General features: G+C 53.6%; 11 protein-coding genes. 7 read left to right on the forward strand and 4 right to left on the reverse strand.

The annotated features are described in order from the left end of the window. Positions 1-24: 24 nt before the first annotated feature. Positions 25-1,257 carry an extracellular solute-binding protein gene (locus DD586_RS14490; protein ID WP_012885578.1) on the reverse strand — a complete coding sequence of 411 codons (1,233 nt, stop codon included), beginning with the start codon at positions 1,255-1,257 and terminating at the stop codon, positions 25-27. A gap of 361 nt (positions 1,258-1,618) precedes the next feature. Here DD586_RS14490 and DD586_RS14495 point away from each other — a divergent pair, with 361 nt between their 5' ends. Then, complete coding sequence (locus tag DD586_RS14495; protein WP_012885579.1) at positions 1,619-2,731, forward strand: ABC transporter ATP-binding protein; 1,113 nt, start codon at positions 1,619-1,621, stop codon at positions 2,729-2,731. Positions 2,732-2,986: 255 nt separating this feature from the next. On the opposite strand, the gene DD586_RS14500 is transcribed toward DD586_RS14495, so the two are convergent. Beyond that, positions 2,987-3,349, reverse strand: coding sequence for a hypothetical protein (locus DD586_RS14500; RefSeq protein ID WP_228669695.1), 363 nt, complete (start codon positions 3,347-3,349; stop codon positions 2,987-2,989). A gap of 602 nt (positions 3,350-3,951) precedes the next feature. Between DD586_RS14500 and pelI the strand changes: the two genes are divergently transcribed. Next, entirely contained in the window at positions 3,952-4,986 is a 1,035-nt protein-coding gene (gene pelI, locus DD586_RS14505) for a pectate lyase PelI (protein ID WP_012885581.1), read from the forward strand. Between the two features lie 129 nt (positions 4,987-5,115). Here the strand turns inward: pelI and DD586_RS14510 are convergent, their stop codons facing one another. Continuing rightward, entirely contained in the window at positions 5,116-6,207 is a 1,092-nt protein-coding gene (locus tag DD586_RS14510; RefSeq protein WP_012885582.1) for an iron-containing alcohol dehydrogenase family protein, read from the reverse strand. A 273-nt stretch (positions 6,208-6,480) separates the two neighbouring features. Between DD586_RS14510 and manD the strand changes: the two genes are divergently transcribed. The 5 genes from manD to DD586_RS14535 all read left to right on the forward strand — a co-directional run bounded on the left by manD (position 6,481) and on the right by DD586_RS14535 (position 13,048). Next, a complete protein-coding gene (gene manD, locus DD586_RS14515) occupies positions 6,481-7,695 on the forward strand; it encodes a D-mannonate dehydratase ManD (protein ID WP_012885583.1) in 1,215 nt (404 codons plus the stop codon). A gap of 28 nt (positions 7,696-7,723) precedes the next feature. Then, positions 7,724-9,130 carry a glucuronate isomerase gene (uxaC, locus tag DD586_RS14520; RefSeq protein ID WP_012885584.1) on the forward strand — a complete coding sequence of 469 codons (1,407 nt, stop codon included), beginning with the start codon at positions 7,724-7,726 and terminating at the stop codon, positions 9,128-9,130. 30 nt (positions 9,131-9,160) lie between these two features. After that, entirely contained in the window at positions 9,161-10,705 is a 1,545-nt protein-coding gene (locus DD586_RS14525) for an MFS transporter (RefSeq protein WP_012885585.1), read from the forward strand. Positions 10,706-10,768: 63 nt separating this feature from the next. Then, positions 10,769-12,226 carry a mannitol dehydrogenase family protein gene (locus DD586_RS14530; RefSeq protein WP_012885586.1) on the forward strand — a complete coding sequence of 486 codons (1,458 nt, stop codon included), beginning with the start codon at positions 10,769-10,771 and terminating at the stop codon, positions 12,224-12,226. A gap of 135 nt (positions 12,227-12,361) precedes the next feature. Continuing rightward, positions 12,362-13,048, forward strand: a complete 687-nt coding sequence (locus tag DD586_RS14535; RefSeq protein ID WP_012885587.1) for a GntR family transcriptional regulator — start codon at positions 12,362-12,364, stop codon at positions 13,046-13,048. Positions 13,049-13,175: 127 nt separating this feature from the next. Here the strand turns inward: DD586_RS14535 and hutU are convergent, their stop codons facing one another. Then, positions 13,176-14,867 carry a urocanate hydratase gene (gene hutU / locus DD586_RS14540; RefSeq protein WP_012885588.1) on the reverse strand — a complete coding sequence of 564 codons (1,692 nt, stop codon included), beginning with the start codon at positions 14,865-14,867 and terminating at the stop codon, positions 13,176-13,178. Positions 14,868-14,877: the final 10 nt, after the last annotated feature.

Raw genomic sequence — 14,877 nt, forward strand, 5'->3', positions numbered from 1 at the left:
ACTGATGCCAATGAATAACGGCGGTTACTGATTGCTGGCCTGCATCGCCTCAACCTGCATTTTGATTTGCTTCACCGCGTTATCGAGTGCCGCTTTCGGTTCTTGCTTGCCGGTCATGCTCAGTTCCAGCGCCGCGTTAGCCGGCCCCCAGACTTCGCCCATTTCCGGAATACCCGGCATTGGCACCGCGCGGGCGGCCTGAATGGCAACCGCGCTGGCTTTCTCGTCGTTCTTAATTAACGGGTCGTCGATCATGCTTTTTTGCGGCGGGATCTCACCGGTACGCTGGTAGCGGACCTTCACGTAGCGCGGCTGGTTGATAAATTCGATAAAGTGTTGTGCCAGCGCGTTGTCCTTGCTCCAGGTCGATACCACATAGCCTTTCACGCCAAGGAATGAGCTCATTGGTTTACCGTCCGGCAGCAGCGGTAGCGGTGCCACGCCGTAATGAATACCCGCCGCCTCATAGGGCTGGAACGCCCAAGGGCCATTGATCACGGCGACGGCTTTCTTCTCAGTGAACAGCGAATCGATGGCGTTTAACCCGTTATCACCGATAATCCCTGCTGGAAAGAGCTTGTCCGCGTAAAATTTACGCAGCAGTATGACGGCATCCACCGCCCCCGGTGTATTGAGCCCGATGTCCAACGGGTTGAGGCCGCCTTTATCATTCTTGCCGAAGATATAGCCGCCCATCGGCCCAATAGCACCCCAGCTGTAGTAAATCTGATCAAACTTCGCCAACAGCCCAAACGCCCCCTGCGCCTGCCGTTGGCGGGAAAAGTCATACCACTCCTGCAGGCTGGCTGGCGGTTTGCTTACCAGTTCCTTGTTGTAAATCAGTACCAGGGTTTCTACTGCTTTCGGCCAGCCATACACCTGATTGTTCATGCGAAATGCGGCAATCGACGCCGCGGTAAAGCTGTCCTGCACGGTTTGGTCGAGTTTGAGCGGCGCAATCAACCCCTGCACCACCGCCCCGCCCACTTGGTCATTGGGGATGACCAGTACGTCGGGACCAATACCCGCCGGGCCATCTAAACGCAATTTCTCCAGTTGCTGGGCATACGGCATTTCCTGCACGTTCACGCTGACGTTGAACTGTTTTTCGAAATCCCTGATGGCGTCTTTAATGCCATCCGACTTGCGGATGTCTTCCCAAACGGTCAGCGACGGCGCGGCATGCACCGAAAAAGCCGACAGGTGGCCGACCACCGTGGTGGAGAGTAGCAGGGCGGTAAGTGTTTTGGTTTTCATTATCGACCTCATGTGAAGGTATAACATTTTAAATAAAAAAACATGGCACTTCGCATTGGCAAACCTGACATCACCTTATGATTAAGGGGTTAAAACCGAAACGAATCATTTAATGATGATGTTATACGCTACGCTAAGCATCCTGACATGACGACAGAAAAGTGGCTATTGTGTGATCACAATTGCAGAAATGAAACATGCCGATAGGGTGCGAAAAACAAGGCAGTTATAGTCTTTTCAACGTAAATACGCGGTCAGGTTATCCGATAAAATTTGTTACACGTAGTACATTTACTGACTGACGCGACGCTGGCGGCATCTTGCCATCGCCGTATTGATAAACCCGTTTGAGGAAAAGCGGATGTCCAGCATATGCTTACAAAATGTCACCAAACGCTTTGGCAACACTGAAACGCTGCACAATATCAATCTGGATATCCAGGCGGGTGAGTTTGCGGTGTTTGTCGGCCCTTCTGGCTGCGGCAAATCCACGCTACTGAGGATGATCGCCGGTCTGGAGGAGATTAGCGATGGCAAGATTCTGATTGATGACGACGTGATGAATGACGTTGCACCGGCTCACCGCGGTGTGGCGATGGTGTTTCAGTCTTACGCGCTCTATCCGCACATGACGGTGGCGGAAAATATGGGCTATGGGCTGAAAGTCAACAACGTGCCGAAGGCGGAGATTCGCCATCAGGTCGAGATGGTCGCCAAAACCCTACAGTTGTCTCATTTGCTGGACCGAAAACCGAAACAGCTGTCCGGCGGACAGCGCCAACGCGTTGCTATCGGCCGTGCCATCGTGCGTAACCCAAAAGTATTTATGTTCGACGAACCGCTCTCCAACCTCGATGCAGAGCTGCGGGTGGATATGCGTTTGCACATCGCCAGGCTGCATCAGGAACTGAAAACCACGATGGTGTATGTGACCCACGATCAGGTGGAAGCGATGACACTGGCCGATAAAATCGTGGTGATGAATAACGGCAAGGTGGAGCAAACCGGCTCGCCAATGGCGCTGTACTACAATCCGGTCAACCGCTTTGTCGCCGGTTTTATCGGCTCACCCAAGATGAACTTTCTGCCATCGACAGTCATCGCCTGGCAGCCGCATCAGTTAACCGTCGCGTTGACGGCAGATAAAACGCTGACGCTGGCTATCGCCACCTCCCCGCTCGACGCTGGCGACGCGATTACACTGGGTATTCGCCCGGAGCATCTCGGTATTCAGCCCTCCTCGCACCCGGTGACGCTGGATTTCCAGTGCGAAGTGGTAGAACGACTGGGTAATAACACCTACCTGTTCGGGCAGTGCTACGGTCACGACGGTTTTAAAATTCTGCTGCCCGGCGACGTACAATTCCGTCCCTGGCAGGCGATCACTGTCGGCTTCGACGCCGCTCACTGTCTGGTGTTTGACGCCACTGGGCGGCGAATCAACGCTGACGTGCCCGTACCCGATGTACATTGATAGATATGCATGGATAGATATGCACGGATAGATGGGCATTGAGACACTCAACAATGTGTTGTGCCAGAGTGACGCCCACGGATGGGCTGAGTAACAAAGCGGACTCCCTTACAACCTGATGTATGGTGTGGATCCCCTTTGGGAAACCGATGCGCTCTACTCAGGAAAATAGGGAAATCATGCAGAATAAATAATCGTGGCATTCTTTCCCTATAACACCACTCATGGAGAAATACTACTTATGGAAATAACACTTTACTTTATTATCTTCCATCCGTCATGTTTACGAATAAAAACCAGCACAACGGTTTCTTTTTTGTTTCCACCTTGCGGTGGGGTGACATCGAGTTCAACATTGCATTGATAAGTATTAATCTTAACGTTAATACAACCCAACCTTTTTAATGAATTGATTTTAATTAACATCTCGTCATTAAAAAGCGAGCCGACTCGCTGCTTTATTTCCTGATTGGTTTGCATCACGCTCTCATCAATGGCCTGCCTGATTTCCTGCTCTGTTGGTTCACCGCCGCCACATCCCGCCAGCAATGTGACCCCTCCCATTACAACACTCCATAGTATGGCAACTTGTGTTCCCCAAACGGTCTTCTTCATCATCACCACAGACATCCTTATTTCAATAATCAGTATAAATCCCTATAAATAAAAAACGATGTGACATACATATGAATGTATTCACCATTTTTACGTTACAATGTTTTATATTGTTAAGAAATAACAGGATAGTCATCCGAATAAAAATCGGCCGATAATTACCTTACCCCCTGGTGTTTGATATCGTCATCATCTGGCGGCCAGCCTGCGGTGGCAGCGCTCAACATCTCATTGAGATCACTATAACGGCTGAATAAACTACGGGCTTTACTATTCGCTTGTTATTCACATGTCTCCATCTCCATTCGTAAACACCGTAAAAAATCAATTCACCAACAATAAAAAATTGATGTCTATCACAGTCGTTTTTATATTTTTCATTCGTGAATCACAAATTATCATAACGAATTCTTTTTTCAGAATGAGAAAATAAAACGGATTACTTTCACCTTTGGTTAATTTTCAAAACAGCGGTTTATTTTTCTCACGATTTTTATTTTTTGATCTATAGTAGTCTCGATACTTTCAGGAAGTACCCGCTTTTATTTATTTCTTTCTCTCAACTGAATGAGAGTCAATACCTGTGGGATTTACAAGGAGATTGTATGTTTAAGTATGTATTGCCCCTGTGTGCACTCGTGCTGGCGGCACCGTCGCTCGCGACCCAAACCACACTGATGTTGTCCCAGAAAAGTGATGTCAATTATCTGGGCTGGTCTACCGATGCCAGTAAAGTCGTTCGTCAGGAAGTGTATCGTGGAACCACCAGCAATCCTGACCTGCGTGAACGCATCGCCGTACTGGATGCAGAAACCCGTACCTTTAACGATGCCGACACCAATAGCGGCGTCAACTACTGGTACTGGGTGGATGTCGTCAGCGACAATCAAAACCAGACCGTTTCGAATGTCGTGACCACCACACCGAGTACCGGCCCGCTGCGTGCAGCGAAAGCCAGCTCTGAGTGTAAACCGGGCGTCACATTCGAAAACCGCACCGTCGATTGCGGCGGCGTAACCATCGGTACATCCTGTCCGAATGACAGCGATAAACAAAAGCCGCTGATCATCCTGAAAAACGCCACGGTGAAAAACCTGCGTATTTCGGCTTCCGGCGGGGCGGATGGTATTCACTGTGACAGCGGTGACTGCACCATTGAAAACGTCATCTGGGAGGACATCTGTGAAGATGCCGCAACCAATAACGGTAAAACCCTCACCATCGTTGGCGGGATAGCGCATAACGTCAGCGGCGGTTACGGCGGTAAGCCGGATAAAGTGCTGCAGCACAACTCCAAGAACAGCACCACCGTGGTGAAAGGCAACTTCACCCTGACCGGTGAACACGGAAAGCTGTGGCGCTCCTGCGGTGACTGCTCCAACAACGGCGGCCCACGCTTCCTGACCGTCACCAGCGCCACCGTTAACGGCACCATTGACAGCATTGCTGGCGTTAACCGTAACTACGGCGATGTGGCCACCATCAGTGGCCTGAAAATCAAAAATTACAAAGAAGGCAAACCGCCCGTCTGCGAAGAGTTCAAAGGCGTGGTGAAAGGCCAGGGCTCAACGGAAAAATACGGTGAGAAGTGGGATACCGCTAACTGCAAGGTAAGTCGTTCTGGTGTCAGCAAACTCTGACAGGGTCATGTGACCGCTTGAAACACAACGCGGGCTTCCATTAAGTATCAATCAGACAAAGACCGGGCTCGCCCGGTCTTTGTTATCGCCCCACCCGCTGGGTGAGGCGACTCTATAATGGTTCGCGCGTTACCCGGCTGTGACGCACACCGCCAGCGCTTCAACCCGGCGTATCGCCTGATGCAACTGCGATTCCGTCACGCTAAACGGCATGTTCGCCATATCCGGCGCGTCAATCGAGGCACGAATAATCGCCGCCAGTTCATCTTCAGACAGATCCGGGCAGATAGCATTCAACGTCAGCGGCACCGCACAGGCATGGGCCAGCCGAATCGCTTCCAGCAATTCCTCATCGCTACGCTGTTCCAGCGCCAGCAGACACAAATTGCCAAAGCCGACCAGCAAGCCGTGACCAAATTCACGGGTTTTATCACAAACGGTAAACCCTTCATACAGCGCATGGGAAGCGGCGGCATGTGCGCCACTGGCCATCAGCGACGTCAACCCGGCAAACAGGAAGATGGCATCCAGCACCTGGTCAAGTGCGTCATTGGCTTGCCCTTCCATCACCGCACGGCAGGCAGACTCGCCGTACTGCGCTATCAACCGAAAACAGATCTCGCTGTTAGCGCGCGACGACGCGGCAAAGCCGTTGCTATTGTCACCCTTATCAATCGCGCGAAACTCATACCACTTGGCGAGCGTATCCCCCAGCCCGGCTGCCAGCCAGCGCAGCGGCGCACGCACCAGCAGCGCACTGTCTATCACCACGGCTGCGGGGGCTACCGGCAGGTGATACAAATCGTGGAAATGACCATCATCATGGTAACGCACCGACAACGGTGTCACCGCCGCACAGGTGGCCGCAATAGTCGGCAATGTCACTACCGGAATGCCACACTGAAATGCCACCGCTTTCCCGGTATCCAGCGCTTTACCGCCACCGACCGCCAGGATCAGATCGCTGTCGGTTTCACGCACCCGCGCACACAACCGCTCTATCTGGCTGACACTGCACTGCTCGCCGGACCACTCCACCGCCGTCAGCGTCACCCCAGCCTGCCGCAGTTGCTCAATGATCACGGTTTGTGCGGCTGCCAGCGCCTGATGCCCCCCAGCGACCAAGACCCGACGGCCGAACCGGGCGCACATCGCTCCCAACTGTTGACTGACCCCGGCGCCACGTAACACGGTGGCAGGAAAGAAAACCTGTTGTGTCATCTCTATTACTGTTCCTGTTTGCTGTCATTGATTGCAATTAATGGTCTATCGGGGCTCGGTACTGCCCCCTGTTTTACAAAGCTCGCCATTCATTAAGCAAACACTATGCCACTTAACGGCTGTTTTTCGCTACAGGTTGCCATCGGCGATTCCGGCATGGCGTGAGGCGGTTTTTCACCCGGCCAGATGAATAACTGTGAGGCAGCGCATGGTGTGTGTGAATATATACTTGTATGGTAGTTAGCGTAGAAGACATGAAAAGGACTCAAAACCGTGAAAATTGTTAGCGCAGAAGTGTTTGTCACCTGTCCGGGACGTAATTTCGTTACCCTGAAAATCACCACGGCCAGCGGTGTTACTGGTCTTGGCGATGCCACGCTGAACGGACGGGAGCTCTCCGTTGCGTCTTACCTTAAAGATCATCTTTGCCCGCAGCTGATCGGCCGTGACGCCCGGCAGATCGAAGACATCTGGCAATATTTCTATAAAGGTGCTTACTGGCGTCGCGGTCCGGTCACCATGTCGGCCATTTCCGCCGTGGATATGGCGTTGTGGGATATCAAAGGCAAAGTGGCGAACATGCCGCTCTATCAGTTACTGGGCGGCGCTTCCCGCAGTGGCGTCATGGTGTATTGCCATACCACCGGTCACTCCATCGACGAAGTGCTGGATGACTATGCCCGCCACCGCGAGCAGGGTTTCAAGGCGATTCGTGTGCAATGCGGCATTCCGGGTATGAAAACCACCTACGGCATGGCAAAAGGCAAAGGACTGGCGTATGAACCGGCCACCAAAGGCAACTGGCCGGAAGAACAAGTCTGGTCAACGGAGAAGTACCTCGACTTCACCCCCAACCTGTTTGAAGCCGTGCGTAACAAATTTGGCTTTAACGAACACCTGCTACACGACATGCACCACCGCCTGACGCCGATTGAGGCGGCGCGTTTCGGTAAAAGCGTGGAACCATACCGTTTATTTTGGATGGAAGACCCGACACCGGCCGAAAATCAGGCCTGCTTCCGTCTGATTCGCCAGCACACCGTCACGCCGATTGCCGTCGGCGAGGTCTTCAACAGCATCTGGGATTGTAAACAACTGATCGAAGAGCAGTTAATCGATTACATCCGCACCACCATCACGCACGCCGGCGGCATTACCGGGATGCGCCGTATCGCCGATTTCGCCTCGCTGTATCAGGTTCGTACCGGTTCGCACGGCCCATCGGACTTGTCGCCGGTCTGCATGGCCGCCGCATTGCACTTCGATCTTTGGGTGCCGAATTTCGGTATTCAGGAATTCATGGGGTATTCCGAACAGATGCTGGACGTCTTCCCGCATAACTGGACGTTTGAAGACGGTTATATGCACCCCGGCGACAAACCCGGTTTGGGGATCGAGTTTGACGAAAAACTGGCGGCCAAATACCCCTACGACCCCGCCTATCTGCCGGTTGCCCGTCTGGAAGATGGCACGCTGTGGAACTGGTAAACCAACGACAGGGTGAGGAGAGAAAGCCATGAGCTTGATTAACGACAACTTCATGATAGGCAACCCAACGGGAATAACGCTCTACCAACAGGTCGCGCGTGACTTACCTATCATTGACTATCACTGTCACCTGGACGCCAGGGATATCTACCACAACCGCCAGTTCAGCAACATAACCGAGCTCTGGCTGGCAGGCGATCACTACAAATGGCGCGCAATGCGCGCCAACGGCATCCCCGAAGCTAAAATCACCGGCGATGCCACCGCAGAAGAAAAGTTTCAGGCCTGGGCAGAAACCGTGGAAGCGGCATTCGGCAATCCGCTTTATCACTGGACGCATCTGGAGCTCAAGCAGTACTTTGGCATTGACGAACCGCTCAGCAGCCGTAACTGGCGTGAAATCATGGAGGCCTGTAATCGCCAGCTCCGCGACGAGGCTTTCACGCCACGCGCGCTGATGACGCGCTCCCGGGTGGAGGTTATCTGCACCACCGACTCGCCGCTGGACGACTTGCACTACCACCAGTTATTAAAACAGGACGACACCTTCACGCCACGCGTATTGCCAACCTTCCGTCCGGATGAGTTTTTTTCTCAGCAACATCAGGTATTTTTTACTGCACTGACACGCCTGTCGGAATTAACGGGTGAAAAAATTACCCAACTGGCGGATTTTGAGCGTGCACTGGAAGCGCGAGTGAAATATTTCCATGATGTCGGCTGTCGTATTTCCGATCACGGATTGGGAGAATTCACGTTTAGCAAATTCACACCTGCTGAAGCCGATGCGGTATTCCTGAAAAAAACACAGAACAAGACATTACCCCCCGCAGAAGACATCACCTGGCAGAGTGTATTATTAATTACGCTTTCCAGGCTTTATAAAAAATATGATTGGGCCATGCAAATTCATTTCGGCGCAATTCGTAATAACAACCAGAGAATGCTTGAAAAAGTGGGCATTAACAGTGGCTTTGATTCCATTGCCGATCAGAATCTATTAGCCAGCAATCTGAATGCCTTTTTCAATGCCATGACCAGGGAGAATCACTTACCGAAAACCATTCTCTATAATCTCTACGCAACGTACAACGATATTGTGGCCTCGACGATCGCCAATTTCCAATCTGGCGAAGACGGCGTTAAATCACCGTTACAGTTCGGTTCAGGCTGGTGGTTTAACGATACCCGTCGTGGTATGCAAAACCAGCTCAACACCCTGGCAGACCAAGGGTTGCTGATGAATTTCGTCGGTATGCTGACTGACTCACGCAGTTTTGTTTCTTATCCCCGGCATGATTATTTCCGACGCATTCTCTGCGGATTAATCGGGCAGTGGATTGAGAATGGCGACTATCCTGCCGACACGCTCATTCTCCAACGCATGGTAAGAAATATTTGCCACGATAACGCCCTACACTATTTTAAATTCTGATTATTACTCTCATTTCAATGAGGATAAATTATGTCTGGTACCAAGAAAGTCACGATACCTGTCAGTATTGGTTATGGCCTGACAGATATTATGGGTGGCGGTGCCTTTACCGTCATCGGGGCCTGGTTACTCTTTTTCTATACCACCTTTGTGGGGTTAACCCCCGTAGAGGCGGCGTCTATTGTCGCCATCGCTCGTATTGTCGATGCGATTGTCAGTTTATTTATGGGCAGCTTTACCGATCATTTTTATAAAAATTATTTTGGTAAAAAATTTGGCCGCCGCCGATTCTTTTTATTAATTGGTGCACCGCTGATGCTGGTTTATTCCCTATTATGGATAAACGGCATGAATTATTGGTTTTATTTGTCGGTGTATTTGGCATTCGAAATTATCGCCGCGATGGTGCTCATCCCGTGGGAAACACTACCGTCGGAAATGACCAAAGGGTTTAACTCACGCACCAAGCTCTCTACCTGCCGTATGTTTTTATCTGCACTGGGGACATTCCTTGCCACCTTTATCCCCGGTTTGCTGATTAAGCACTATGGCGAGCACGATGCCAACGCGTATCTGGTGAATGGCGTGATGTTCGCCGTGACCTTTATGCTGTGCGTGTTTATCTCATGGAAAGTGACCTGGGAGCGTGAGCTCACCCCCGACATGCTGGCGGAACTGGAAGCGAAACGGCACCCTGGCACCGCATGGGAAAAACTGCGGATGCTCGGCGGGCTGCTGAAGGATTATGCCTCTACCCTGCGTGTGCGTGCCTTTAGAAAGCACCTGGCGATTTACCTGTTCTCGTTTACCGCCAAAGACGTCTATAACACCGTGTTCGTGTTCTTCTGCGTCTACTGCCTGAACGTTTCGTCGTCCTTTGCTGGCAGCCTGCTTTCCATGAGCATTGTCGGGTTACCGGTGACGTTGCTGGCAGGGCTTGCCATGATCAAATACGGTCCATCACGTTTGTACATCTTCGCCTACACGGTGATGATGGTGTGTCTCGCCGGTTTCTTTTATGTCTACCGCATGCCGATGGATAACAAGGCGGTGGCACTGGTGGCGCTGGCGGGTGTCTATCAGGTTGGCCGTTGCGTGCTGGAATTTACCCCCTGGAATGTCTTCCCGTTTATTCCGGATATCGATGAGATGGTCACACGTCAGCGCCGTGAAGGGCTGTTCGCGGCGGTAATGACCTTCTCACGCAAAACCACGGTTGCCATCGCCACCTTTGTCGTCGGTTTGCTGTTGCAATCGGGGGGATTCGTAAAAGGCAGTCAGGTGCAACCGCAGGAAGCGATTAACACCATCGCCGGGCTGATGTTTATCGGTACCGCCGGGTTATTGCTGATTGCGCTGTGGCAGGCGTTGACCTTCCACCTCAACAAGCAAACGCACAAAGTCCTTATCGATGAAGTCGAACGCCTGAAAGCGAACGGCAGGAAGCAGGATGTCACGCCAGAGACTCGTCGTATCGTGGAAGACCTGACCGGGCATGCCTACGACACCCTGTGGCAACACACCGAATCCCCCACCCTCAACCGGGCGCGAACCATCACTCACGTCGGTGAATAACATTTCAGCAGTCACGCCGGTGGTCAAAAACCACCGGTAAGCATTCACGTTAGGAAAAAAGTCATGACCATTCCACTGTTACAGGCAAACGCGGTAAAGCCTGAGTATGACCGTAGCAAACTGGTGGCACGCATCGCCCATATTGGCTTTGGTGCCTTCCATCGCGCTCACCAGGCGGTGTGCGCAGATAAACTGGCCGCACAATTCGGCAGCGATTGGGGCTATTGTGAAATCAACCTGATTGGCGGAGAGCAACAGATCAACGATATCCGCCAGCAGGATCTGTTGTGGTCGGTATCGGAAATGGCGGGCGATAACTGGAGTAGTCGCCTCATCGGTGTGGCGAAAAAGGCATTGCACGCCGAATTGGACGGCATTGAAAGTATTCTGGCGGCACTCAGCGCACCCGAAATAGCCATTGTGTCGATCACCGTGACGGAAAAAGGCTACTGCCATCATCCCGCTACCGGGCAGTTAAACACCGACCACCCATTGATCGCGCATGATCTTCAACACCCGCAACAGCCACGCTCCCTGCCGGGCGTGATACTGGCTGCCATCAGACGTCGTAGAGAACATGGCCTGCCGCCGTTCAGCGTCATGTCGTGCGATAACATGCCGGAAAATGGCCATGTGACACGCAACGTCATCACCCAGTTAGCGCAGGTGCAGGAGCCCGGCCTGGCAGGCTGGATAGAACAAAACGTGACGTTTCCGTCAACCATGGTGGACCGCATTGCACCGGCGGTCACCGCGGAAACACGGGCACAAATCACCGCCATGCTGGGGGTTGATGACCCGGCGGGTGTCGCCTGCGAGCCCTTCTTCCAGTGGGTCATCGAAGATAACTTCGTCAATGGACGACCGGAATGGGAAAAAGGCGGCGCTGAACTGGTGTCGGATGTCTTACCTTATGAAGAAATGAAACTGCGTATGCTCAATGGCAGCCATTCGTTTCTGGCCTACCTCGGTTATCTGGCGGGCTACGCGCATATCAGCGACTGTATGCAGGACCCGGTACTGGTCGCCGCCGCACGTCACCTGATGCTAGAGGAGCAGGCACCGACACTGCGTACCATTGGGGTCGACAGGATTGCCTACGCCGACGCGCTGCTGCAACGTTATCGCAATACGGCGCTGAAACACCGCACCTGGCAAATTGCCATGGACGGTTCGCAAAAATTACCACCGCGCCTGCTGGATTCCATTCGCTGGCATCTGGCCCATAACAGCCGGTTCGACATGCTGGCGTTGGGCGTTGCGGGCTGGATGCGCTATGTCGGCGGCGTGGACGAGCAAGGCCAGCCGATCGAGATAAGCGATCCGCTGAAAGAGGTGCTGGCGCAGGTTGTCCAACACAGCGAACAAGGCGAGGCGCGTGTCAACGCCCTGCTGGCACAAGAGAGCATTTTTGGTCGCGACCTGCCCGCTGATAGCCGTTTTGTCCAGACCGTCACCCGCTATTATCTGTCGCTGGTCAATCACGGCGTCAACACCACGCTACAAGCGCTGATGCAATAATCATCGCCCGACACGCACAGGCCGCCCCGTCAGCCTGTGCGTTCACCCCCTACGGGGAAAATCACCTGCCTTATGGATAAGGCGTTGGCTAACCATGTATCATGATGACAAACAGCTTAAATACACCACGGATGCATGGATAACTACGCCCAAATCAACAGCAACGAACCTGTTAATCAACAGATCTATCGCGTATTGCGCAAAGACATTGTGGAATGCACGATCCCTCCCGGCAAACTCTTGTCTGAAAAGGAAATTTCGACTCGTTTCTCAGTCTCCCGTCAGCCGGTACGAGAAGCGTTCATCAAACTGGCGGAAGCCGGGCTGGTACAGATTCTGCCGCAGCGCGGCACGTTCGTGATGAAGATTTCCGAGCAGCGCGTGGCCGATGCCCGTTTTATCCGTCAGGCGCTGGAATGCGCGATTGTACGCCGGGCTGTCGAGTTCATTACTGATGAACAGTTACTGATGCTGGAACACAATTTGCGCCGTCAGGAGCTGGCGGCACAGAACGAGCAAATACGCGAATTTCTCAGTCTGGACGATGATTTTCATCAGTTACTGACGCAGATAGCCCGATGTCCACTGGCCTGGGAAACCATCGAATCGATCAAAGCCACGATGGACCGGGTTCGTTTCCTGAGCCTCAGCCAGGTGTCGCCGCCCGCCAGCCTGATTCAACAGCATTATGTGATTTTCAATGGCTTAAAAGCCCGTGATGCTAACGCGGTGGAAGCCGCGATGAGCGGGCATTTACAGGAGATGATCCACTCGATTACCCCGATTGCTGAACAGAATCGGGACTGGTTTGAATTGTCCTAAGCCGGTGACGCCCCACACCGTGCCGATGTTGATTCGGTCACTGCCGTCAGCCCACTACCCGGTTTATCCTGCCTGAGGATGAGCAGAGCCGCCCGGCGGCCCTGCTCATGTCAACCGTCATGACGGCCTATTTCACCATCGGCAAATTCAACTGATGCGTTGCCGCACAGGCTTTGGCGGTGTCATAACCGGCATCCGCGTGACGCATCACCCCGGTAGCCGGGTCGTTCCACAGCACACGCCCCAAGCGGGCATCCGCCTGCTCGCTGCCATCACAGACAATCACCATCCCGGCATGCTGGGAAAAGCCCATGCCGACGCCACCGCCGTGATGCAAACTGACCCAGGTTGCGCCGCCCGCTGTATTCAGCAGGGCGTTGAGCAACGGCCAGTCTGAGACCGCGTCCGAGCCGTCCTGCATCGCTTCCGTTTCCCGGTTGGGCGACGCCACCGAACCGCAATCCAGGTGGTCACGACCGATAACGATCGGCGCTTTCAGCTCACCGTTACGCACCATTTCGTTAAACGCCAGCCCGGCCAGATGACGCTCGCCCAGCCCCAGCCAGCAAATGCGCGACGGCAACCCCTGAAACGCGATGCGCTCGCGCGCCATATCCAGCCAGCGGTGCAGGTGGTGATTATCCGGGAACAGTTCTTTGAGTTTGGCATCGGTTTTGTAGATATCCTGCGGATCGCCGGACAGTGCCACCCAACGGAACGGCCCTTTGCCTTCACAAAACAGCGGGCGGATATACGCCGGGACGAAGCCGGGGAAATCAAAGGCATTAGCGACCCCTTCGTCGAACGCTCGCTGGCGAATATTGTTGCCGTAATCCACGGTAGGCACACCCATGTGGCAAAAATCCAGCATCGCCTGCACATGTACCGCCATCGAAGCACAGGCCGCTTTGGTCACCGCCTGCGGATTACTGACGCGCTCCTGTTCCCAGCGCGCCACGCTCCAGCCAGCGGGCAGATAGCCGTTGAGCGGGTCGTGGGCGGAAGTCTGGTCGGTGACGATATCCGGCTTCATGCCACCGGCTTTGGCGCGTTTCACCAGTTCCGGCAACACCTCGGCAGCGTTACCGAGCAGACCGACGGAAATGGCCTTTTTCTGCGCGCAGGCCTCGGCGATCATCGCCAGTGCCTCGTCAATATTGCTGGCTTTATAGTCGAGATAACGGGTACGCAGCCGAAAATCAATGCGAGACTCCTGACACTCCACCGCCAGCACACTGGCACCGGCCAGCACACCGGCCAGTGGCTGCGCGCCGCCCATACCACCAAGTCCGGCGGTGAGGATCCATTTACCGCTCAGATCGCCCTGATAGTGCTGACGACCCGCTTCGGCGAAGGTTTCATAAGTCCCCTGCACAATGCCCTGCGCACCGATGTAAATCCATGACCCGGCGGTCATCTGGCCGTACATCATCAACCCGGCTTTATCCAGTTCATGGAAGTGATCCCAGGTGGCCCAATGCGGCACCAGGTTCGAGTTGGCAATCAACACACGGGGAGCATCGGCATGGGTGCGAAACACCCCAACCGGCTTACCGGATTGCACCAGCAGGGTTTCATCCGCTTTCAACTGACGCAGACTGTTCAGAATCGCGTCGAAGCAGTCCCAGTTGCGAGCGGCTTTGCCAATCCCGCCATACACCACCAGATCTTCCGGGCGTTCGGCTACATCCGGGTCAAGGTTATTCTGGATCATGCGGTAGGCGGCTTCTATCAGCCAGTTTTCACAATGCAGTTCGGTGCCGTGCGGAGCACGCACAACGCGGGCACCCGCAGGCGTCACAGACGAAGAGGAGGTCATAGCACATTCC

It is taken from the genome of Dickeya parazeae Ech586, assembly GCF_000025065.1.
Taxonomy (GTDB): Bacteria; Pseudomonadota; Gammaproteobacteria; order Enterobacterales; family Enterobacteriaceae; genus Dickeya; species Dickeya zeae.